Origin of the sequence: Roseateles cavernae (assembly GCF_040187885.1) — a bacterium.
GTDB classification, from domain to species: Bacteria; Pseudomonadota; Gammaproteobacteria; order Burkholderiales; family Burkholderiaceae_C; genus Roseateles_E; species Roseateles_E cavernae.
In genome coordinates this window covers 33,868-54,272 of the sequence record NZ_JBDPLH010000003.1, presented here as the reverse complement: position 1 = coordinate 54,272, position 20,405 = coordinate 33,868, and the positions used below count along the sequence as shown (strand labels likewise).

The window sequence follows — 20,405 nt, the reverse complement described above, 5'->3', positions numbered from 1 at the left end:
CCGCTCTGACGAAAGGAGCCCTCAATGGCCTTGATTGAACGTTTCACCGCCAAGCAAGGCGAGGTCGGCGGCCTGCCGATCAGCCGTGCGCTGCCGGTCGTGGGCCGCCGCACCGTCGGCGCCTGGTGCTTCATGGACCATGCCGGCCCGGCCACGCTGGCGCCGGGCCAGGGCATGCGGGTCGGCCCGCATCCGCACACCGGGCTGCAGACCTTCAGCTGGATGATAGAAGGCGAGATCCTGCACCGCGACTCGCTGGGCAGCGAGCAGGTCCTGCGCGCCGGCCAGGTCAATCTGATGACGGCCGGGCGCGGCATCTGCCACTCGGAGGAGTCGCTGACCGATAGGCTGCAGCTGGCCCAGCTGTGGATCGCCTTGCCGGAGCACAGCCGCTTCGGCCCGCCGCGCTTCGAACATTTCGCCGCGCTGCCGCAGCTGAGCCTGGGCGGCTTCGCGGGCACGCTGCTGGTCGGCAGCCACGGTGGCGCGCGCTCGCCGGTGCCCAGCGATACCGAGCTGCTGGGCATGGACCTGGCCTGTGCCGCTGCGGCCGAGGCCGAGCTGGCGCTGCAAACTCATTTCGAACACGGGCTGATGGCGCTGGAAGGCGAGCTGACGCTGCAGCTGGACGACGGCGAGACCGCCTCGCTGCAGCCCGGCGAGCTGCTGTATCTCGCGCCCGGCCAGACCCGGCTGCAGCTGCGCAGCACGGCGGCCGCGCGGCTGCTGCTGCTGGGCGGCCCGCCCTTCCCGGAGCCGCTGCTGCTGTGGTGGAACTTTGTCGGCCGCAGCCCCGACGAGATCCGCCGGTTCGCGGCCGACTGGAACGCCGGCCAGGGCTTTGGCGAGGTCAGGGGCTATGACGGCGAGCGCCTGCTGGCGCCCGAGGTGCCGGCGCTGCGCGCGCCCTGATCTCAGGGGTCGAGATCGATCTGCGCACTCGGCTCGGCGCTGATGCGCGGGCCGAAGCTGCTGATCTCGGACAGCGTGACATTGTGGTGCTCGCGGATGAAGGCAGCACCGGCATGCGGCTTGTCGTGCGTGGTGTGCGCATCGGCCGCCAGCACGACCTCGAAACCCAGCGCGGCGGCGCGGCGCGCGGTCGTGTCGACGCAGAACTCGCTGGCATAGCCGCACAACACGACGCGCCGGCGGCCATGCTTGGCCAGCCAGTCCGCCAGACCGGTGCGCAGAAAGGAATCCGGCGTGGTCTTGCGCAAGAGCGCATCGCCGACGCCGATATTCAGCTTCGACTCCAGCAGCCAGCTGTCCGAGTGAAAGGCCAGCAGACCCTCGGCGGTCTCATGCTGGATGAAGGCCACCGGCACACGCTCCTGATGCGCCCGGGCGGTCAGCGCATTGATGCGCGCCACCACCGCATCGGCCTCGAAGGGCCGCGGCTCGGGCTCGAACAGCCCGCGCTGCACATCGATGACAAGAACAGCGGTTTCGCTCATGGACGACTGCTTTCACTGCGGCCAGGCCGGGACTCGTCAGTCTATACCCGGCCCGCCGCAGCAATGGCTCACTCAGGCCAGCTTCCCCGTCTGGAAGTCACGCACCGCCTGCATCAGCTCGGCCTGGGTGTTCATCACGAAGGGGCCGTACTGCGCGATCGGTTCGTCCAGCGGCTTGCCGGCGATCAGGATCGCGCGGGTCGGCTCGTCGCCGGCGCTCAGCCGCACACCGTCGCTGCCCGGCGTGTTGGCCAGTATCGCCATGCGTTGCGGCGGCACCGTGCAGCCGGTCTCGAAGCGCAGCGCGCCGCGATAGACGTAGACAAAGGCGTTGTGCGTCTCGGGCAGCAGCTGCTCGAAGCTCGCACCGGGCGCCAGATGCAGGTCCAGGTACAGCGGCTCGGTGTGCTCGCGCTGCACCGCGCCCTTGACGCCATGGCTTTCGCCGGCGATCACGCGCACCTTGACGCCGTCCCGTTCGAACTCCGGGATCTCGGTGCTGGCGATGTCGCGGTACCAAGGGTCACGCAGCTTGTCCTTGGCCGGCAGATTCAGCCACAGCTGGAAGCCTTCCATCCGGCCCTGCTGCTGCTCGGGCAGCTCGCTATGGATCACGCCGCGGCCGGCGGTCATCCATTGCACGCCACCGCCCTCGATCAAGCCCTCGTTGCCGGCCGAGTCGCGGTGCCGCATCCGGCCTTCGAGCATATAGCTGATGGTCTCGAAGCCGCGGTGCGGATGGTCGGGAAAGCCGGCGATGTAGTCATCGGCCTGGTCCGAGCCAAAGGCGTCCAGCATCAGAAAGGGGTCCAGGCGGCGCTGCAAAGTGTTGGTCAGCACGCGGGTCAGCTTGACCCCGGCGCCGTCGCTGGTCGCCTGGCCGGCGACCAGTCGCTCCACCGCGCGCGGCTGGGTCAGCGTCAGTGTGGTGGTGCTCATGGTCGGTGCTCCTTGTCGATAGGGATTGAAATGAATTAGACCGTAGCCGGGCTGAACAGCTCGGCGATCTGCGCACGGGCGCCGGCCACCGCGGCGGCTTCGGCATCCGGGCCCATCGCCAGGCCTTCGGCATAGATGAAGCTGACATCGCTCATGCCCAGGAAGCCCAGCACGGTCTTCAGATAGGGCACCATGGTGTCGCTGGGCTGGTCGCGGTAGACGCCGCCGCGGGCCAGCACCACATAGACCTTCTTGCCCTTGACCAGGCCTTCGGGGCCGTTGGCCGTGTAGCGGAAGGTGGTGCCGGCGCGGGCCACCGCGTCGATCCAGTTCTTCAGCTGGGTCGGGATGCCGAAGTTGATCATCGGCGCGCCGATCACGATCACGTCCTGGGCTTGCAGCTCATTGATCAGCGCATCGTTCTCGGCCACGCGGGCATTCTGCTCGGCGCTGCGCGCATCGGCCGGGGTGAACAGGGCGCCCAGTGCCGCCTCGTCCATCACCGGGGTCGGGTTCAGGCCCAGGTCGCGCACGGTGACACTGGCGCCGGGATGCTGGGCCTTCAGCGCCTCGACCAGTTCGCTGGCCAGACGGGTGGAGAAAGAGCCTTGGCCGTCCTGGACACGACGGGCGCTGGAGTTGATTTGCAGAACGTTCATGGTGGTGCTCCGGTAGTGGGTTGGGTCGTCGTCTTGACGATGACTCCAATGTATTGGGCAGACTCGCGAGACAGAAGACGGTAGTCTGGATAAGATCGTTCCACCAACGAGACAATCACGCCGATATGAGCCTGGACGCCGACGATCTACTGCTGTTTGCCCGCGTGGCCGAGGCCGGCTCCTTCAGCCGCGCCGCCGAGCGGGTCAAGCTGCCCAAATCCACCGTCTCGCGCCGCCTGGCGGCACTCGAAGAACGGCTGGGCGAGAAGCTATTGCAGCGCAGCACACGCCGCCTGACCCTGACCGAGTTCGGCCAGGGCGTGCTGGAACATGCGCGGGCGGTGGCCGCCGAGGTGGACGGCGCGCTGTCGCTGGCCCTGCACCGCCAGCAGCGCCCGACCGGACGGCTGCGGGTCTCGATGCCGGCCGACTTCGCCCACCAGGCACTGGCGACTATGCTGTGCACCTTTGCCCTGGAGTATCCGGAGGTGTCGCTGGAGCTGGACCTGTCGCCGCGCCGGGTCGATCTGATCGCCGAGGGCTTCGATCTGGCGGTGCGCATGGGCGATCTGCCCGAGGACAGCCAGCTCGCCGCGCGCCGTCTGGCCCTGTTCACGAACAGCCTGTATGCCGCCCCCAGCTATCTGCGCCTGCATGGAGAACCGCAGCTGCCCGAGGCCCTGGGCAGCATGCATGGGCTGATGATTCTGTCGCGCTCCGGCGAGCCCATGCCCTGGAGCCTGCGGCGCGGCAGCGAGGGCCTGGCGTGGCAAGGCGTGCCCGACAAGCGCAGCCTGGTCAACGCGCCCGATATGCTGCTGCGCCTGGCCTGCGCCGGCGTCGGCATCACGGCCGTGGGCGACCACTTCGCCCAGCCCTATGTCAGCCGCGGCGAACTGGTGCGCGTGCTGCCCGACTGGGAGCTGGAGCCGGCCGCCTGCTGGGCGGTCTTCCCCGGACGTCGGCTGATGCCGCTGCGCACCCGGGTCTTTATCGAAGCGATGGCCACGGCGCTGTCGGCCTGCCCGGGCCAGTGATGCTGCCTCACTCCGGAGGCCGGAAGCCGACCTCCACCGTGGCCACCCGGGTCTTGCTGATCGGCGCGAAACGCCAGCGCGCCACCGCCGCCAGCACGCTGGCGACCAGGCGCTGATTGCTGGACTTCAGCGCCTCGGGCGCCTGCACCGAGCCATCGGGCTTGACCTCGAACTGCACCAGCACCGAGCCGCTGCCGCGGCCACGCAGCAGCACCGCCGGGTACTCGGGCTCGACCCGCTCGATCAGCCGCAGCGGCTCTTCCGGTGGCTCGGGGGCAGGCGGCGCTGCCGCCAGCGCGGCGACGGCCGGGCTGGGCATGGCCGGGCTGGCAGCCTGCGCAGCGAGTGCCACCGCCTGGGTGGCAGGCTCGGGCGGGGCCGCGGTGGCCACGAGCGGCTGCTCGGGCCCGGGCATGGGCTCTGCTTGAGACTGCTGCGCCAGCGCCGGCCGCTCCGGCGGCGCTGACCTGACGGCGACGGGGGCCGTGGCCGGCCTTGCCGGCGCCTCGGCCGCCGGCGCCACTCTGGGCTTGGCCGGTGCCTTGTCGGCATGGAAGCGTATCCACTGGTAGACCTTGTCGGCATCGCGCTTGGCCCGCTCGGCCGCACTGAGTTTGGCCTTGGCCTCGAGATCGCCGAGATCCTGCGCCAGGCCGGGGCCGCCGCTCAGTGTCAATGCCATGGCGAGCCCGGCGAACACGCCGGCCCTGTGATGCCGCAAGCTGATCTTCATCCATCCCTCCCTGGTCTGGTGTGGACACTGCGGCAGGTCTTCTGGATCGCCGCCTGTGCGTCAAGCGCCCGAAGTGTAGGCAGCAAGCCCCCCCGAACAGGCTCCGGGTTTGCACCGACTCTTGCCAAACTGTTCACACCTGACCCTATACTGCGCGCCTGCTCCGGGGTGCCCTGCTGCGCTTGATTAAGAAGTCTTAATGAAGCGTCGGGCTGAGATGTGGTGGAAGCCATGGTCCCGCTGAACTTGATCCGGTTTGTACCGGCGTAAGAAGAGCCTGCTCGCCTCCCCATGCCCCGGGTGCGAGCCCTGCCCGCTTCGCGCGCCCGTCCCCAGCCGTTCCAAGACCAGTCTCCGGGGTTCACCTGGAGACCGTCATGAACAGCATCACCGAACCGACTGCGCTGGATCAGAGCATCGCGCTGAGCCGCGAACCCCTGCCCGCGTCGACCAAGATCTATCTGGCCGGCGAGCGCCATCCCGAGCTGCGCGTGCCGATGCGTGCGATCGCGCTGACGAACGGCGAGACCGTCACCGTCTACGACCCCTCCGGCCCCTACACCGACCCGGCCGCCGCCATCGACGTGCGGCGCGGCCTGCCCACGCCACGCGCCGCCTGGGTCGAGGCTAGACAGGACACCGAGGCCTACGAGGGCCGCCGCATCCAGCTGATCGACGACGGCCTGCGCGACCAGGCCCAGCAGCTCAAGCTGCACGAGATCAGCGCCGGCCTGCAGCGCACGCCGCGCCGCGCCAAAGGCGGCATCGGTGCGGGCACAAATGTCACGCAGCTGCACTACGCGCGCCGCGGCATCGTCACGCCGGAGATGGAGTTCGTCGCGATCCGCGAGAACCAGCGCCATGAATGGATGCGCGAGTACGAGGCCGACGCCGAGCGCGAGGCCCGGCTGAAGGGCCAGTCCTTCGGTGCCAGCATTCCCGAGCTGATCACGCCCGAGTTCGTGCGCGACGAGATCGCCCGTGGCCGCGCCATCATCCCGGCCAATATCAACCACACCGAGCTGGAGCCGATGGCGATCGGCCGCAACTTCCTGGTCAAGGTCAACGCCAATATCGGCAACTCGGCGGTCACCTCATCCATCGAGGAAGAGGTCGAGAAGATGGTCTGGGCCACGCGCTGGGGCGCCGACACGGTGATGGACCTCTCGACCGGCCGCAACATCCACACGACGCGCGACTGGATCGTGCGCAACAGCGCCGTGCCCATCGGCACCGTGCCCATCTACCAGGCGCTGGAGAAGGTCGGCGGCGTGGCCGACGACCTGACCTGGGCGCTGTTCCGCGACACCTTGATCGAGCAGGCCGAGCAGGGCGTCGACTACTTCACCATCCATGCCGGCGTGCGCCTGCCCTTCATCCCGATGACGGTCAAGCGCCGCACCGGCATCGTCTCGCGCGGCGGCTCCATCCTGGCCAAGTGGTGCATCGCCCACCATCAGGAGAATTTCCTCTACACGCATTTCGAGGAGATCTGCGAGATCATGAAGGCCTACGACGTCAGCTTCTCGCTGGGCGACGGCCTGCGGCCCGGCTCGCTGTCGGACGCCAACGACGAGGCCCAGTTCGCCGAACTGCGCACCCTGGGCGAGCTCACGAAGATCGCCTGGAAGCACGATGTGCAGACCATGATCGAGGGCCCGGGCCATGTGCCTATGCACCTGATCCAGGCGAACATGACCGAGCAGCTGAAGCACTGCGACGAGGCGCCGTTCTACACGCTGGGGCCGCTGACCACCGACATCGCGCCCGGCTACGACCACATCACCAGCGGCATCGGCGCCGCGATGATCGGCTGGTTCGGCTGCGCGATGCTCTGCTACGTCACGCCCAAGGAGCATCTGGGCCTGCCCGACCGCGACGATGTGAAGGCCGGCCTGATGGCCTACAAGATCGCGGCGCACGCGGCCGATATCGCCAAGGGCCACCCGGGCGCGCGCGCGCGCGACGACGCGCTGTCCAAGGCCCGTTTCGAGTTCCGCTGGACCGACCAGTTCAACCTCGGCCTGGACCCCGACACCGCGCGCGAGTTCCATGACGAGACCCTGCCCAAGGACAGTGCCAAGGTCGCGCACTTCTGCTCGATGTGCGGCCCGAAGTTCTGCTCGATGAAGATCACGCAGGAGGTTCGCGATTACGCCGCCGCCCAGCAGGGCATGGCCGACAAGAGCGCCGAGTTCAAGGCCCAGGGCAGCGAGCTCTACATCCCCATCAAGACCGTGCTCTGAAAATGAGGCCCCCACGCTCGCTTTGCTCGCTGCTCCCCGAGGGGGCGCAGGCCTCCCTTGGGGTGGCCCGGCGGGAGCCCTGATGGCACGCATCGCCATCGCCGGCGCCGGCCTGGCCGGCCGCCTGTTCGCCTGGGCGCTGGCGCGGGCGGGGCACAGCGTCGAGGTCTTCGACCCCGCGCTCGGCCCCGGACCCAGCTTCGACGGCCAGGGCGCGGCCGCCTTCACCGCCGCCGGCATGTTGAGCCCGCTGGCCGAGCAGGAGTGCGGCGGGGAGGCGATCGCCGCCCTCGGCTGGCAAAGCCTCGCTCTGTGGCCCGGCATCGTGGGCCGGCTCAAAGCACCGGTACGCCTCAGGGTGCAAGGCAGCCTGCTGCTGGCCCATCGCAGCGACCGGGGCACGGCGGCGCGGGCGCTGGCCCGCATGCCCGGTGCGCAGGACCTGAGCCCGGATCAGCAGCGCGCGCTGGAGCCGGCGCTCGCGCCGGGGCTGTGCGCCTGGCTGCTGCCCGGCGAGGGCCTGATCCACCCGGTCGAGGCAATGGCGGCCCTGCATGCCGAGGCGGCCGGCGTGGCCTGGCATTGGCAGCAGGCCGTGAGCGCGGTCGAACCTGGCCGCCTGCAACTGACCGGCGGCCGATATGTCCACGCCGACTGGGCCATAGACACGCGCGGCCTGGGCGGCCGGCCCGAGCTGCCGAGCCTGCGCGGCGTGCGCGGCGAGGTGGTGGCGCTGGCGCTGCCGGGCCACGGCTTGCAGCGCCCGCTACGTCTGCTGCACCCGCGCCACCGCGTCTATCTGGTGCCACGCAGCGAGCACGAGCTGATCGTCGGCGCCAGCGAGATCGAGAGCGAGGACCGCAGCCCGGTCAGCCTGCGCAGCGCGGTGGAGCTGATGGCGGCGGCCCACAGCGTGCTGCCGGCGCTGGCCGAGGCCCGCATCAGCCGGCTGGACCGCCACCTGCGCCCCGCCCTGCCCGACAACCTGCCGCACAGCCATCATGAGCCCGGCCTGCTGCGGCTGAACGGCCTGTACCGCCACGGTTGGCTGCTGGCCCCGGCGCTGGTGCAGCGCCTGCTGGGCGAAAGCGCTCTCGCTTCCCTGGAAACCACCCCATGATCACCATCCATCTGGACGAACAAGCGCTGCAGCTGCCGCCCGGCAGCACGCTGGCCGAGCTGCTGGTCCGACAGCAGCGCGCACCCGAGAGCGTGGCCACCGCCCGCAATGGCGAGTTTGTCGCCCGCGAGGCAAGACCTGGCACCGTGCTGAGCCACGGCGACCGTATCCTGCTCTTCAAACCGATTGTCGGAGGCTGATATGGATGATGTCTTGAGCATCGACGGCGTCGCACTGCGCAGCCGCCTCTTCCTCGGCACGGCCGGCTACCCCAGCCCGCAGGTCCTGCAGCACGCGATACTCGCCAGCGGCAGCATGCTGCTGACCGTGGGCCTGAAGCGCACCCTGCAGGCGGGCGACAACGGCGCGCTCGCGCAGGCCCTGGCGAGCGCCCAGGCCCAGGGCGCACGGCTGCTGCCGAACACCGCCGGCTGCCGCACGGCCCGCGAAGCGGTGCAGCTGGCGCAGATGGCGCGCGAGCTCTACGGCACGCACTGGATCAAGCTGGAGGTGGTCGGCGACGAGCTGAGCCTGCAGCCCGACCCCTTCGAGCTGCTCGCGGCCGCCACCGAGCTGGTGCGCGCGGGCTTCACCGTCTTCCCCTACTGCACCGAAGACCTGATCCTGGGCCGGCGCCTGCTGGACGCCGGCTGCGCCGTGCTGATGCCCTGGGGCGCGCCTATCGGTTCGGGCCAGGGGCTGATGAATCTGCAGGGCCTGCGCACGCTGCGCGAGCGCCTGCCCGAGGCGCTGCTGATCATCGATGCCGGCCTCGGCGCGCCCTCGCAGGCCGCGCAGGCGCTGGAGCTGGGCTTCGACGCCGTGCTGCTGAACAGCGCGGTGGCCCAGGCGCGCGATCCGGTGGTGATGGCCGAGGCCTTTCGCGATGCCGTGCGCGCGGGCCGCCAGGCCCGCCTCGCCGGGCTGATGGCACCGCAGGATTTCGCGGTGGCCAGCACGCCGGTCAGCGGCCACGCCTTCCTGCTGGGCTGAACGCCATGGACGAGCCTCTCTATCCCCACCCCAGCCTGTCCTCGCCCTGGATCCAGGCCGTCGACCCCGACACCGACCATACGCCGCCCTGGACGCAAGACCCGACCCCGCCGGTGATCTGGAGCGTGGCCGGCACCGACAGCGGCGGTGGCGCCGGCCTCGCGGCCGACACGCGCGCAGCGGCGGCGATGGGCGTGCATCTGTGCCCGGTGGTGGCGGCCGTCACCGCGCAGAACTCGCTCGGGGTACGGGCCGTGTTCCCGCTGCCCGGAGAGCAGCTGCAGGCCCAGCTGGAGGCGCTGGCCACCGACATGCCGCCGCGCGTCATCAAGACCGGCCTGCTGGCCAGCGTCGCGGCGGTGCGCTCGGTGGCCGAAACGATCGACGCGCTGCGGCGTGAGCACGGCTTTGTCGGCCTGGTGGTCGATCCGGTGCTGGGCGCCAGCGCCGGCGGCGCCAGCTTCGCCGACGAAGCGCTGATCGCCGCCTACCGGGAATGGCTGCTGCCCCGCGCGAGCCTGATCACGCCGAACCGCCGCGAGGCCGCTCGACTGACCGGGCTCGCGGATGGCGTGCCGGCCATGGCCGCCGCGCTGCGGCAGCTGGGTGCACAGGCCGTCTGCATCACCGGCGGGGACGACGCCGCCGAGCTGGCGCTGGACTGGTGGGACGGCCCGCTCAGCCCCTGGCAGCCCGAGCTCGGCGGCACGGCCGGCTGGCTGGCCCTGCCCCGCGTGGCCACGCGCCACCACCATGGCAGTGGCTGCAGCTTTGCCACGGCAGCCGCCGCCGCGCTGGCACGCGGCTTCCCGCTGCCCGACGCGGCGGTGCTGGCCAAGATGCTGAGCTGGACCGCGCTGCGCGACGGCCATGCCGCCGGCGCAGGCGCCGGCCCGCTGCGGCCGGCGCCGGCCTTCATCGCCGAGCCGCTGGCGATGCCGGTGATGAGCTTCGGCGATGAGGCGCTGGATGCGGCAACACTGGCCCGCTGGGGCCGGGTCTTGCGCGGCGAGGTGATCGCAGACCATCGCTGCGGGCTCTACGCGATCACCGACGACGCGGCTCGCGTGGCCGGACTCGCCGCGTCGGGGCTGTTCCCACAGATCCAGCTGCGTGTCAAAGCCGATGCCGGCGAGGATCTGCGCACGGCGATACGCAGGGCCTTGCAAGGCCTGGGGCACGGCAGCCAGCTCTGGATCAACGACCACTGGCGCCTGGCCCTGGAGGAAGGTGCGACGGCCCTGCACCTGGGGCAGCAGGACTGGGCGGCGCTGAGCGATGCAGAACGCAGCCTGCTGCTGCGCGAACGCGAGGTCTGCGGCCTGAAGCTGGGCATCTCCAGCCACAGCCTGTGGGAGCTGGCGCGCGCACGCGGCCTGGCGCCCGGCTATATCGCCTGCGGCCCGGTCTGGCCCACCACGACCAAGGACATGCCCTGGCTGCCGCAAGGTCTGAGCCATTTGCGCTGGTGGGCTCGGATGGCCGGCACACCGGTGCTCGGCATCGGCGGCATCGTCTCGCCCGCGCAGGCCGAGCGCGTGGCGCGCACCGGTGTGGCGGGCGTCTGCCTGGTCAGAGCGCTGGATCAGGGGCCTGCGGTCTGGCCATCTTATGGAGAAGCCTGGATGCGGGGGCAGTGGGCCGAGTAACGGCCGGGGCCGCTGCGCAGGCTACAGTCCCCGGCATGGCATATGAACTCCACTACTGGCCGACCATCCAAGGTCGCGGCGAATTCGTGCGGCTGGCGCTCGAGGCGGCCGGCGCGCCCTATCACGATGTGGCCCGCGGGCCGGAGGAGGCCGGCCAGGGTCTGCCGGCGATGCTGCAGCATCTGCAGGACAGCCGCCAGCCGCACCCGCCTTTTGCGCCGCCCTTTCTGAAGGACGGCAACTTCATGATAGGCCAGACCTCGGCCATCCTGCACTACCTCGGCGCCGAGCTGAAGCTGCTGCCGCGCAGCGAGCAGCTGCGGGCGTGGACCCAGCAGATCCAGCTGACCATCGCCGATATCGTGACCGAGGCGCACGACACCCACCATCCGCTGGGCCCCGACCTGTATTACGAGGACCAGAAGCCCGAGGCACTGCGCCGCGCCCAGGCCTTCTGCAACAGCCGCCTGCCCAAGTTCCTGCCCTGGTTCGAGGCCATCGTGCAGCGCAACCCGGCCGGCACCCGCCATCTGGTCGGCGGCAAGCTGAGCTATGCGGACCTGTCGCTGTTCCAGCTGATCGAAGGCCTGCGCTACGCCTACCCCAAGGCCACGGCCCGCGTGCTGGCCGCCACACCCGGCGTCGTCGCCCTGCATGATCGCGTCGCCGCGCTGCCCAAGGTCGCGGCCTATCTGCGCAGCGAGCGCCGCATCCCGTTCAGCGAGCAGGGCATCTTCCGTTGCTATCCGGAGCTGGATGCCGGCTAGCCTCTAGCGCCGCTGCAGGGTCAAGCCGATCAGCCGCGACACCACAGCCGCCAGATACATCACGCCGACAAACATCTCGATGCTGGCGATGGCGCGCGCCATCGGCCGGATCGGTATCACGTCGCCGATGCCGGTGCTGGACAGCAGCGCGAAGCTGAGAAACATCAGCTCGGTCCAGCTGCGCTGCGCCTCGGGATTGAGCGCCGCCGAGAAGCTGCCCGGCTGCCAGGCCTGCAGCACCAGGAACAGATAGGCAAACGCCCAGGCCAACAGCGTAAACGTGGCGCCGGCGGCGAACAGCTCATCGGTGCTGGCGTGATAGTCCTGCAGCATATAGGCGATCAGACTGCCCGCCGCATAGAAATAGAACACCGCCTCGAGCGCGGCCGACCAGGGATGCAGATAGTCCGCGTCGAAGACGGCCTGCAGCATCAGCAGCAGGATGGCCGGCAGCGCGATGCAGACGCTGATCCAGGTCAGGCCGGGCGTACGCCGCACCATGCCGGTCGTGATCACCAGCACCACGATGCCAAAGGCCCCGAGCGCCACCGGCCCGGCCCGGGTCGACTCCAGCAGCGGATAGAGCAACAGGCCCAGCAACTGCACCAGCAGCAGGATCGCAGAGGGATGGCGGCGAGTCAGCGCAAGCAGGCGGGTATATCGCATGTGCCATTGTCCAACGCCGACGGACGGGCGGCGGCCGCTGCCGTCATCCGGCCAGCTCGGCCCGTCGGTAGTCGCCAAGATCGGCTCTGACTCCGAGCTCCTGTATGAATGCCGCCGGCTCAAAGCCATCGCGCCGGTAGCGCTGCCGCATATGGGTTTTGGCAGCAATCAGATGTGCCGGACTGGTCCATTCGACCAAGGTCATCACGTGGAAGACCTCGGCCGCAACATCAGGCTCCTGGATCAGCACCAGATGCTGCTCGCAGCCGGGCAAGGTGCTCAGCTCGGCATCGATACGCTCGATCTGCTTCAGGAAGCTGCTCAGCGCGGACGAGGGCACGATGAACTTGTCGATGCGATAGCGCGAGTCGGCGGACGGGGTGGCGTGGGACATGGCAGACCTCGGTAATGATCCGGTCCGAGCCCGCGCGGACATCGCGCGGCACCGAACAGGAGCAGCGCGAAGTCTCAGACCTCAAGTAATGTTAAGGTCAAGCAGAATCCACGCGGAATGAAAGGACAAGCGATGACAACAGGCTTGGAGGCCGCCGGCATCGCGCCGACGCTGTCGGTCGGCGAGGTGGCGCGGCGCAGTGGCGTGGCGGTCTCGACGCTGCACTTCTACGAGACCAAGGGCCTGATCAGCAGCAGCCGCAGCGAGGGCAATCAGCGCCGCTATGCGCGCGAGGTGCTGCGCCGCGTCGCCTTCATCCGCGTGGCCCAGCGGGTCGGCATCGGCCTGGCCGAGATCGCCACCGCGCTGGCCGCGCTGCCGCCCAAGGCGGCGCCCAGCCGCGCCGACTGGACCCGGCTGTCGGCCGACTGGCGCGGCGAACTGGACGAGCGCATCGCGCAGCTCAAGAAGCTGCGCGACACGCTGGACGACTGCATCGGCTGCGGCTGCCTGTCGATCGACCGCTGCCGGCTGCGCAATCCGTACGACCGGCTCGCCGACGAAGGGCAGGGGCCGCAGCGGCTGCTGGTCAAGCGCTCGCGCTGAGACAGCGGCGCTTCAGCAGCCTTTGACGGCCCGCACGCCCTTCAGAAAACCGCGCCGCACCGCACCCGCCGCGATGGCGGCCGCGACCTTGCGCGACTGGCGCTCGGCGCCGCTGAGTTTGCGCACCCAGCCGCGGAAAGGCACCACACCCTCGGCGGTGCGCCGCAGCGCGCCAAGAGCGGCATCGCCCGCTGCATCGCTGCCGCGCTCGATCAGGCTGGGATTGCCGGGCTGCGGCGGCGCGTCCAGATCGGGACCCAGGGCCTCGTCGAGAGCACGCAGTTCTTCAGCCGCTGCCGCACAGGCCTGCTCGGCCGGCGGCAGCACATAAGGCGTCTTCAGGGCCTGGCTCAGCACCGCCGGGATCTCGGCGCTGAGCAGGTTCAGATCGTTCAGCGGCGCGCTCACCGCCTGCACCGCATCCGGCTGCTTGGACGCAGCGCAGGCACTCAGCAAGGCGCAGATCAGCGCAAGCGGCAGGATCGCGAGAGGGGGTCTGTTTGTCATGGTCATGGTGGCGGCGGATCTTACGACGCTGGCGGCGCATATCTGTTTCCCGCATGTCCTGCTGCGCCAGCCTTCGTTGGCGGCACAAGGGGGGCGGCCTAAGCTGGCGCGTCATCATCGTCAAGGATCCGCCATGAGCATCAGCGCCATCAATGTCCGCAACCAGTTTCGCGGCACGATCAAGGAAGTCATCGAGGGGCCGGTGGTCTCGGAAGTCGATGTGCTCACGCCCTCGGGCCTGATCGTCACCTCCGTCATCACGACCCGCTCGGTCAAGGAACTGGGTCTGGTGCCGGGCAAGGAAGTGGTGGCCCTGGTCAAGTCGACCGAGGTCTCGATCGCGACGCTGTGAGTCGGCTGTCATGGTCGCGCCCTACCGCCCGCCGCGCCTGCTGATCATTCCGGGCCTGCATGACAGCGGGCCGGCGCACTGGCAGACCTGGCTGCAGCAGCAGTACCGCGATGCGCGCCGCGTCGTGCAGCGCGACTTCAGCCATCCCGATCTGCAGCGCTGGGCCGAGCGCATCGGCACCAGCCTGGACAGCGCCGGCCCCGGCGAGTGGATCGCGGTGGCCCACAGCTTCGGCACGCTGGCGCTGGCCCGGCATCTGGCCGACAACCCCGACTCACCGATCCGCCAGGCCTTGCTGGTGGCCCCGGCCGAGCCGGACAAGTTCGGCCTGGCGGAATCGCTGCCGCAGCGCCGGCTGGGGCGGCCCGTGACCCTGATTGCCAGCCAGAACGACCCCTGGATGAGCGCGGCCAGCGCCCAGCGCTGGGCTGGCCGCTGGGGTGCGAGCTTCACCAATCTGGGCGCGGTCGGCCATATCAATACCGAGTCCGGCTTCGGGCCGTTCCCGCTGGCCCGGCGCTGGGTCGAGGCGGCGCGCGCCCGCGCTGCGCGCGAGCAGCGCGCCGTGCATGCGGCATTCGGCGAATGGTCGTTCGCGGTCTGAACGGCCACCCTGCCCTGAAGCGATGCAGCCGCCCTTCATCGCCACCTTCATGGCCGAGCACATCCGCTCACCCTTCGCCCATCAATTGGAAAACGGCTAAGCAAGGACGAAGTTCTTCGTTCGCTGCGGGTCGCCGGCTTCGTAGAGTGCGGCCATCACCGCTTCCCGCTCGAACACCATGTCCCTGCTTCTGATCGCCGCCAGCCCCAGCGCCCGTTCGCGCTCCGGCGCCCTGCTCGGCGCGGCCGCCGAGCGGCTTCAGCATCTGGGGCTGACGCCGCAGACCCTGCGCCTGCGCGAGCTGCCGGCCCAGGCCCTGCTGCACGCCGACTTCAAGAACGAGGCGATCCAGCAGGCCCAGCAGGCGGTCGCCGAGGCCCGCGTGATCGTGCTGGCCACACCGATCTACAAGGCCGCCTACAGCGGGCTGCTGAAGGTCTTTCTGGACCTGCTGCCGCAGGACGGACTGAAGGGCAAGGCCGTCTGGTCGCTGGCCAGCGGCGGCAGCCTGGCCCATCTGCTGGCGCTGGACTATGCGCTGCTGCCGGTGCTGACGGCGCTGGGTGCCCGCGCCCATATCGACTCGGTCTACGCCACCGACAGCCAGATCAGCCAGAGCAGCGACGGCGACTACCGGGTCGGCGACGAGATCACGCGCCGGCTCAGCCTGGGCGCCGCCCAGCTGTTCGAGCACCTGCCGCAGCCGGCCGCCGCGCTGGCCCACGACTGATTCATCCCCGCATAGACAGATCGGAGACCTTGTGAACCTGCTCTCGACAACCCGCCGCCACCGTCTGCTGAAACCCCTGCTGATCACCGCCCTGGGCCTGCTCACCGGCCTGGCCCAGGCCCAGGCCTCCGAGCTGCGCATCGGCTTCCAGAAATACGGCACCTTGACGCTGCTGAAGGCCAAGGGCGAGCTGGAGAAGCGCCTGGCGCCGCAAGGCATCACGGTCAAATGGGCCGAGTTTCCGGCCGGCCCGCAGCTGCTTGAAGGCCTCAATGTCGGCTCGATCGACTTCGGCACCGTTGGCGAGGCGCCGCCCATCTTTGCCCAGGCGGCCGGCGCCGATCTGGTCTATGTCGCGAACCAGCCCCCGGCACCGACGGCCGAGGCCCTGATCGTGCCCAAGGACTCGCAGATCAAGACCGTGGCCGATCTGAAGGGCAGGAAGATCGCGCTGAACAAGGGCTCGAACGTGCATTTCCTGCTGGTCAAGCTGCTGGAGAAGGCCGGCCTGAAGTACGGCGATGTGCAGGTGGTCTTCCTGCCGCCGGCCGATGCGCGCGCCGCCTTCGAACGCGGCGCGGTCGACGCCTGGGTGATCTGGGACCCCTTCCTGGCCGCCGCCGAGCGCCAGATCGGCGCCCGTGTCGTCGCCGACGGCCGCGGCGTCGTGGCCAACCATCAGTTCTATCTGGCCGCCCGGCCCTATGCCGACAAGCGCCCCGAGGTGATACAGATCATCGTCGAGGAGCTCGCCAAGCTCGACGCCTGGGCCGAGGGACGGGCCAAGGAAGTCGCCCAGCTGCTGGCGCCGCAGATCGGCCTGGACCTGGCCATCACCGAGCTGGCCGCCAGCCGTTTTGCCTACGGCATCAAGCCCATCAGCCCGGCGGTAGCCGTCGAGCAGCAGAAGATCGCCGATGTGTTCTTCGAGCTGAAGCTGATCCCCAAGCCGATCAAGATCAGCGATGCCCTGCCGCGTGCGCTGAAGACTGCCAGCACGAGCAAGCCATGAAGATTCTCTGGTTCATCCCCACCCACGGCGACTCGCGCTATCTGGGCACCTCGCTGGGCGCGCGCACCGCCGACTTCGCCTATTTCAAGCAGATCGCGATCGCCGTCGACAGCCTGGGCTACGAGGGCGTGCTGCTGCCCACCGGGCGCAGCTGCGAGGATTCCTGGGTCGTCGCCGCCAGCCTGATCGATGCGACCCGCCGGCTCAAGTTCCTGGTGGCGCTGCGGCCGGGCCTGGTGGCGCCGGTGCAGTCGGCCCGCATGGCCGCCACGCTGGACCGCCTGTCCGGCGGGCGCCTGCTGGTGAACCTGGTCACCGGCGGCGACGCGGAGGAGCTGGCCGGCGACGGCCAGTTCCTGCCGCATGCCCAGCGCTACGAGCAGTCGGCCGAGTTTCTGGCCATCTGGCGCGAAGCCCTGGCGGCCAGCCATCGCGGCGAGGCCTTCGACTTCGAGGGCCGGCATCTGCGCGTCGAAGGCGGCAAGCTGCTCTATCCGCCGATCAACAAGCCCTACCCGCCGATCTTCTTCGGCGGCTCCTCGGACGCCGCGCATGATCTCGCCGCGGCCCAGGTCGACACCTATCTGACCTGGGGCGAGCCGCCGGCCGCGGTGGCCGCCAAGCTGGCCGATGTGCGTGCGCGCGCCGCCGCCCAGGGCCGCGAGCTGGAGTTCGGCATCCGCCTGCATGTGATCGTGCGCGAAACCGAGGATGAGGCCTGGCGCGCAGCCGCCGAGCTGGTCCAGCACCTGGACGAGGGCGTGGTCGCGGCCGCGCAGGCCAAGTTCGCCAGCATGGACTCGGTCGGCCAGCGCCGCATGGCCGAGCTGCACCAGGGCCGGTTCAACAAGGCCGATGTGCGCGAGGGCCTGGAGATCTCGCCCAATCTCTGGGCCGGTGTCGGCCTGGTGCGGGGCGGTGCCGGCACCGCCCTGGTCGGCGATCCGCAGCAGGTGGCGGACCGCATCAAGGAATACGCGGCGCTGGGCTTGAACTACTTCGTGCTGTCGGGCTATCCGCATCTGGAGGAGGCGCACCGCTTCGCCGAGCTGGTGTTCCCGCTGCTGCCGCTGGATGTGCAGGAACGGCTGCAGGGACCGAAGCTGACCGGCCCCTTCGGCGAGATCGTCGCCAACAACTACCTGCCGCAGGCCGCGCTGCAAAAAGCCGCGTCGGCGTCCTGAAACCATGAGCGCTGCCCTCGTCCACCATGTGCAGCTGCCGATGCCGCCCGGCGGCGCGCGCGTGGCGCGGCGTTTCTACGAGTCGCTGCTGGGCTTGCGCGAGCACCGCGACCCGGCACTGGACCGGCCCGGCGTGCTGCGTTTCGCGCTGGGTGGCTCGCGCCTGGACCTCAGCGAAGGGCTGTACAGCGGCGTCGCGCCGCAAGCCCATCTGGCCCTGACCGTGCAAGACCTGGCCCCGCTGCTGCGCCGCCTGCAGGCGGCCGAGCATCCGGTGGACCGCGGCCTGCTGTCCGAGGGCCGCGCCTATACCGAAGACCCCTTCGGCAACCGCCTGGAGCTGATCGAGGCGCCGGCCGAAACCAGTCCTTTTGTGCTGCGAGACCACCATGTCACCGAACTCAAGCTGGCGCTCTGACTGGGGCCGCCTGACCGTCCAGCGGCTGCTGCCCTGGCTGCTGCCCTGGCTGCTGCCGCTGGCCCTGCTGGCCGGCTGGCAGCTCAGCGCCCAGTGGGGCTGGCTGTCGACCCGCGTGCTGCCCGAGCCCTTGGCGGTGGGCAGGGCCTTCGTCGCGCTGGCCTCGTCGGGCGAGCTGTGGGGCCATGTCTGGGTCAGCACCGGCCGCGCGCTGCTGGGCTTCGCGCTCGGCGGCGGCCTGGGACTGGCCCTGGGCCTGCTGACGGGCTCGCTGCGCTGGGTTGAGACCCTGCTGGACTCCAGCCTGCAGATGCTGCGCAACATCCCGCCGCTGGCCCTGATCCCGCTGGTGATCCTGTGGTTCGGCATCGACGAGACGGCCAAGCTCTTCCTGGTCGCGCTGGGTGTGTTCTTTCCGCTCTATCTGAACACCTTCCACGGCATCCGCTCGGTCGACCCGGCGCTGATCGAGATGGCGCGCTCCTACGGCCTCTCGGGCTGGCAGCTCTATCGCCGGGTGATACTGCCCGGCGCCACCGCCTCCATCCTGGTGGGCGTGCGTTTCTCGCTGGGCCTGATGTGGGTGCTCCTGATCGTCGCCGAGACCCTCTCGGCCCAGGCCGGCATCGGCTATATGACGATGAACGCGCGCGAGTTCCTGCAGACCGATGTGGTGCTGGTCGGCATCCTTCTGTATGCGCTGCTGGGCAAGCTGGCCGATGTGCTGGCGCGCGGGCTTGAGCGCGCCTGGCTGCGCTGGCATCCGGGGTATCAGGCATCATGACCCTCAGCAGCGAAATCGATGTGCTGAACGCCAGTGCGCTGGCCTTCCCGACGCTGCGTCCGCATGAGGCCGCGCCGCTGCGCCGGGCCCGGCCCGAGGCCGGCGTCGCGCTCAGACTCGAAGGCCTGAGCAAGCGCTATGGCGAGCGCCAGGTGCTGCAGGCTCTGGACCTGCAGATCCGGCCCGGCGAGTTCGTCGCCATCGTCGGCCGCAGCGGCTGCGGCAAGAGCACGCTGCTGCGCCTGCTGGCCGGGCTGGAGACCCCATCGGGCGGGGCCATCAGCGGGCTGGCCGGCCATGACACCCGCTTCATGTTCCAGGACGCCCGGCTGCTGCCCTGGGCCCGGGTGGTCGACAACGTCGCGCTGGGTCTGCAGGGCAGCGATGTGCGCGGCCGCGCCGAGGCGGCGCTGGCCCAGGTCGGCCTGGCCGAGCGCGGCAGCGACTGGCCGGCCCGGCTCTCCGGCGGCCAGCGCCAGCGCGTCGCGCTGGCGCGCGCGCTGATCCATGCACCGCGCCTGCTGCTGCTGGACGAGCCGCTGGGCGCGCTGGACGCGCTGACCCGCATCGAGATGCAGACCCTGATCGAGGGGCTGTGGCTGCGCCATGGCTTCACCGCGCTGCTGGTGACGCACGACGTCTCGGAAGCCGTGGCCCTGGCCGACCGGGTGCTGCTGATCGAGGACGGCCGGGTCGCGCTGGACGAGCGCATCCCGCTGCCGCGGCCCCGCGTGCATGGGTCGGCCTTCGCCGCGCTGGAGCAGCGCCTGCTGGACCGTGTGCTCAGCAAGCCGGCCAGGACCGAGCCCGAACCCGCCGCCCTGCCCGATGCGCTGCCGGCCCAGGCCTTGCGCTGGGCCTGGTGACATCGCATCGTTTTTTCAACCACTCAAGGACCCAGCATGGCCAGCCTCAGACTCGGCGATATCGCCCCCGACTTCACCCAGGACTCCAGCCAGGGCCCGATCAGCTTCCATGCCTGGCTCGGCGACAGCTGGGGCGTGCTGTTCTCGCACCCGGCCGATTTCACGCCGGTCTGCACCACCGAGCTGGGCCGCACCGCCAAGCTCGCGGGCGAGTTCGCGCGTCGCCATGTCAAGGCCATCGCGCTGTCGGTCGACCCGGTCGAATCGCACCAGCGCTGGATCGCCGACATCAACGACACCCAGGGCACCGAGGTCGAGTTCCCCATCATTGCCGATGCCGACCGCAAGGTGAGCGAGCTCTATGACCTGATCCATCCCAACGCCAGCACCACCGCCACCGTGCGCTCGCTCTTCATCATCGACCCGGCCAAGAAGGTGCGGCTGATCATCACCTACCCGGCCAGCACCGGCCGCAACTTCGACGAGATCCTGCGCGTGATCGACTCGCTGCAGCTGACCGAGTACCAGGGCGTGGCCACGCCGGCCGATTGGCAGGACGGCGACGATGTCGTGATCCTGCCGTCCATCCAGGACCCCGAGGTCCTGAAGCAGAAGTTCCCGCAGGGCTTTGACGCGGTGCGGCCCTGGCTGCGCTATACCCAGTTGCCCAGGAAGCGCTGAA

25 protein-coding genes and 1 riboswitch are annotated in these 20,405 nt (G+C 69.8%); of the genes, 18 read left to right on the top strand and 7 right to left on the bottom strand.

Annotated features, from left to right (window positions below):
• Nucleotides 1-24: 24 nt before the first annotated feature.
• Nucleotides 25-912, top strand: a complete 888-nt coding sequence (locus ABGI63_RS10880; protein ID WP_349742451.1) for a pirin family protein — start codon at nt 25-27, stop codon at nt 910-912.
• 2 nt (nt 913-914) lie between these two features.
• On the opposite strand, the gene ABGI63_RS10875 is transcribed toward ABGI63_RS10880, so the two are convergent.
• The 3 genes from ABGI63_RS10875 to ABGI63_RS10865 all read right to left on the bottom strand — a co-directional run bounded on the left by ABGI63_RS10875 (nt 915) and on the right by ABGI63_RS10865 (nt 3,055).
• A complete protein-coding gene (locus ABGI63_RS10875; protein WP_349742450.1) occupies nt 915-1,457 on the bottom strand; it encodes a cysteine hydrolase family protein in 543 nt (180 codons plus the stop codon).
• A gap of 72 nt (nt 1,458-1,529) precedes the next feature.
• The gene (locus ABGI63_RS10870; protein ID WP_349742449.1) at nt 1,530-2,396 is read right to left on the bottom strand and encodes a pirin family protein; all 867 of its coding nucleotides are present in this window, start codon (nt 2,394-2,396) and stop codon (nt 1,530-1,532) included.
• Nucleotides 2,397-2,431: 35 nt separating this feature from the next.
• Nucleotides 2,432-3,055 carry an FMN-dependent NADH-azoreductase gene (locus ABGI63_RS10865; RefSeq protein WP_349742448.1) on the bottom strand — a complete coding sequence of 208 codons (624 nt, stop codon included), beginning with the start codon at nt 3,053-3,055 and terminating at the stop codon, nt 2,432-2,434.
• Between the two features lie 125 nt (nt 3,056-3,180).
• Here ABGI63_RS10865 and ABGI63_RS10860 point away from each other — a divergent pair, with 125 nt between their 5' ends.
• Nucleotides 3,181-4,092: a LysR family transcriptional regulator gene (locus ABGI63_RS10860; RefSeq protein WP_349742447.1), complete on the top strand. Its 912-nt coding sequence runs from the start codon at nt 3,181-3,183 to the stop codon at nt 4,090-4,092.
• 7 nt (nt 4,093-4,099) lie between these two features.
• Here ABGI63_RS10860 and ABGI63_RS10855 read toward each other — a convergent pair whose 3' ends face one another.
• Entirely contained in the window at nt 4,100-4,825 is a 726-nt protein-coding gene (locus ABGI63_RS10855; RefSeq protein WP_349742446.1) for a TonB family protein, read from the bottom strand.
• Nucleotides 4,826-4,979: 154 nt separating this feature from the next.
• Nucleotides 4,980-5,115, top strand: a riboswitch (TPP riboswitch).
• An 87-nt stretch (nt 5,116-5,202) separates the two neighbouring features.
• Between ABGI63_RS10855 and thiC the strand changes: the two genes are divergently transcribed.
• The 6 genes from thiC (at nt 5,203) to ABGI63_RS10825 (ending at nt 11,600) form a co-directional block, all read left to right on the top strand.
• Nucleotides 5,203-7,071, top strand: a complete 1,869-nt coding sequence (thiC, locus tag ABGI63_RS10850; RefSeq protein WP_349742445.1) for a phosphomethylpyrimidine synthase ThiC — start codon at nt 5,203-5,205, stop codon at nt 7,069-7,071.
• Between the two features lie 82 nt (nt 7,072-7,153).
• Nucleotides 7,154-8,191, top strand: coding sequence for an FAD-dependent oxidoreductase (locus tag ABGI63_RS10845; RefSeq protein WP_349742444.1), 1,038 nt, complete (start codon nt 7,154-7,156; stop codon nt 8,189-8,191).
• Nucleotides 8,188-8,391, top strand: coding sequence for a sulfur carrier protein ThiS (gene thiS, locus ABGI63_RS10840; RefSeq protein WP_349742443.1), 204 nt, complete (start codon nt 8,188-8,190; stop codon nt 8,389-8,391). Before ABGI63_RS10845 ends, thiS begins: the two co-directional genes overlap by 4 nt.
• A gap of 1 nt (nt 8,392) precedes the next feature.
• Nucleotides 8,393-9,184 carry a thiazole synthase gene (locus ABGI63_RS10835; protein WP_349742442.1) on the top strand — a complete coding sequence of 264 codons (792 nt, stop codon included), beginning with the start codon at nt 8,393-8,395 and terminating at the stop codon, nt 9,182-9,184.
• 5 nt (nt 9,185-9,189) lie between these two features.
• The gene (locus tag ABGI63_RS10830) at nt 9,190-10,833 is read left to right on the top strand and encodes a PfkB family carbohydrate kinase (RefSeq protein ID WP_349742441.1); all 1,644 of its coding nucleotides are present in this window, start codon (nt 9,190-9,192) and stop codon (nt 10,831-10,833) included.
• Between the two features lie 35 nt (nt 10,834-10,868).
• Nucleotides 10,869-11,600: a glutathione S-transferase gene (locus ABGI63_RS10825; RefSeq protein WP_349742440.1), complete on the top strand. Its 732-nt coding sequence runs from the start codon at nt 10,869-10,871 to the stop codon at nt 11,598-11,600.
• A 3-nt stretch (nt 11,601-11,603) separates the two neighbouring features.
• On the opposite strand, the gene ABGI63_RS10820 is transcribed toward ABGI63_RS10825, so the two are convergent.
• Nucleotides 11,604-12,266 (bottom strand): ion channel, encoded by a 663-nt coding sequence (locus ABGI63_RS10820; protein ID WP_349742439.1) that lies wholly within the window; start codon nt 12,264-12,266, stop codon nt 11,604-11,606.
• Nucleotides 12,267-12,309: 43 nt separating this feature from the next.
• On the bottom strand, nt 12,310-12,660 hold the full coding sequence (locus tag ABGI63_RS10815; protein ID WP_349742438.1) for an antibiotic biosynthesis monooxygenase: 351 nt from the start codon (nt 12,658-12,660) through the stop codon (nt 12,310-12,312).
• Nucleotides 12,661-12,792: 132 nt separating this feature from the next.
• Between ABGI63_RS10815 and soxR the strand changes: the two genes are divergently transcribed.
• The gene (soxR, locus tag ABGI63_RS10810) at nt 12,793-13,266 is read left to right on the top strand and encodes a redox-sensitive transcriptional activator SoxR (protein WP_349742437.1); all 474 of its coding nucleotides are present in this window, start codon (nt 12,793-12,795) and stop codon (nt 13,264-13,266) included.
• 12 nt (nt 13,267-13,278) lie between these two features.
• Here soxR and ABGI63_RS10805 read toward each other — a convergent pair whose 3' ends face one another.
• On the bottom strand, nt 13,279-13,773 hold the full coding sequence (locus tag ABGI63_RS10805) for a hypothetical protein (protein ID WP_349742436.1): 495 nt from the start codon (nt 13,771-13,773) through the stop codon (nt 13,279-13,281).
• A 133-nt stretch (nt 13,774-13,906) separates the two neighbouring features.
• On the opposite strand from ABGI63_RS10805, the gene ABGI63_RS10800 reads away from it, so the two are divergent.
• The 9 genes from ABGI63_RS10800 (at nt 13,907) to ABGI63_RS10760 (ending at nt 20,404) form a co-directional block, all read left to right on the top strand.
• The gene (locus ABGI63_RS10800) at nt 13,907-14,125 is read left to right on the top strand and encodes a TOBE domain-containing protein (protein WP_266004691.1); all 219 of its coding nucleotides are present in this window, start codon (nt 13,907-13,909) and stop codon (nt 14,123-14,125) included.
• Nucleotides 14,126-14,135: 10 nt separating this feature from the next.
• Nucleotides 14,136-14,729, top strand: a complete 594-nt coding sequence (locus tag ABGI63_RS10795; protein WP_349742435.1) for an RBBP9/YdeN family alpha/beta hydrolase — start codon at nt 14,136-14,138, stop codon at nt 14,727-14,729.
• Nucleotides 14,730-14,907: 178 nt separating this feature from the next.
• Nucleotides 14,908-15,459, top strand: coding sequence for an NADPH-dependent FMN reductase (ssuE, locus tag ABGI63_RS10790; RefSeq protein ID WP_349742434.1), 552 nt, complete (start codon nt 14,908-14,910; stop codon nt 15,457-15,459).
• 31 nt (nt 15,460-15,490) lie between these two features.
• On the top strand, nt 15,491-16,471 hold the full coding sequence (locus ABGI63_RS10785; protein WP_432767405.1) for a sulfonate ABC transporter substrate-binding protein: 981 nt from the start codon (nt 15,491-15,493) through the stop codon (nt 16,469-16,471).
• Nucleotides 16,468-17,655 (top strand): FMNH2-dependent alkanesulfonate monooxygenase, encoded by a 1,188-nt coding sequence (gene ssuD, locus ABGI63_RS10780; protein WP_349742433.1) that lies wholly within the window; start codon nt 16,468-16,470, stop codon nt 17,653-17,655. Before ABGI63_RS10785 ends, ssuD begins: the two co-directional genes overlap by 4 nt.
• Nucleotides 17,656-17,659: 4 nt before the next feature.
• Nucleotides 17,660-18,073, top strand: a complete 414-nt coding sequence (locus ABGI63_RS10775; protein ID WP_349742432.1) for a VOC family protein — start codon at nt 17,660-17,662, stop codon at nt 18,071-18,073.
• Nucleotides 18,045-18,857: an aliphatic sulfonate ABC transporter permease SsuC gene (gene ssuC / locus ABGI63_RS10770; protein WP_349742431.1), complete on the top strand. Its 813-nt coding sequence runs from the start codon at nt 18,045-18,047 to the stop codon at nt 18,855-18,857. The genes ABGI63_RS10775 and ssuC overlap by 29 nt, the downstream gene beginning before the upstream one ends.
• The gene (locus ABGI63_RS10765) at nt 18,854-19,723 is read left to right on the top strand and encodes an ATP-binding cassette domain-containing protein (protein WP_349742430.1); all 870 of its coding nucleotides are present in this window, start codon (nt 18,854-18,856) and stop codon (nt 19,721-19,723) included. The genes ssuC and ABGI63_RS10765 overlap by 4 nt, the downstream gene beginning before the upstream one ends.
• Nucleotides 19,724-19,759: 36 nt before the next feature.
• Nucleotides 19,760-20,404: a peroxiredoxin gene (locus tag ABGI63_RS10760; RefSeq protein ID WP_349742429.1), complete on the top strand. Its 645-nt coding sequence runs from the start codon at nt 19,760-19,762 to the stop codon at nt 20,402-20,404.
• Nucleotide 20,405 lies beyond the last annotated feature (1 nt).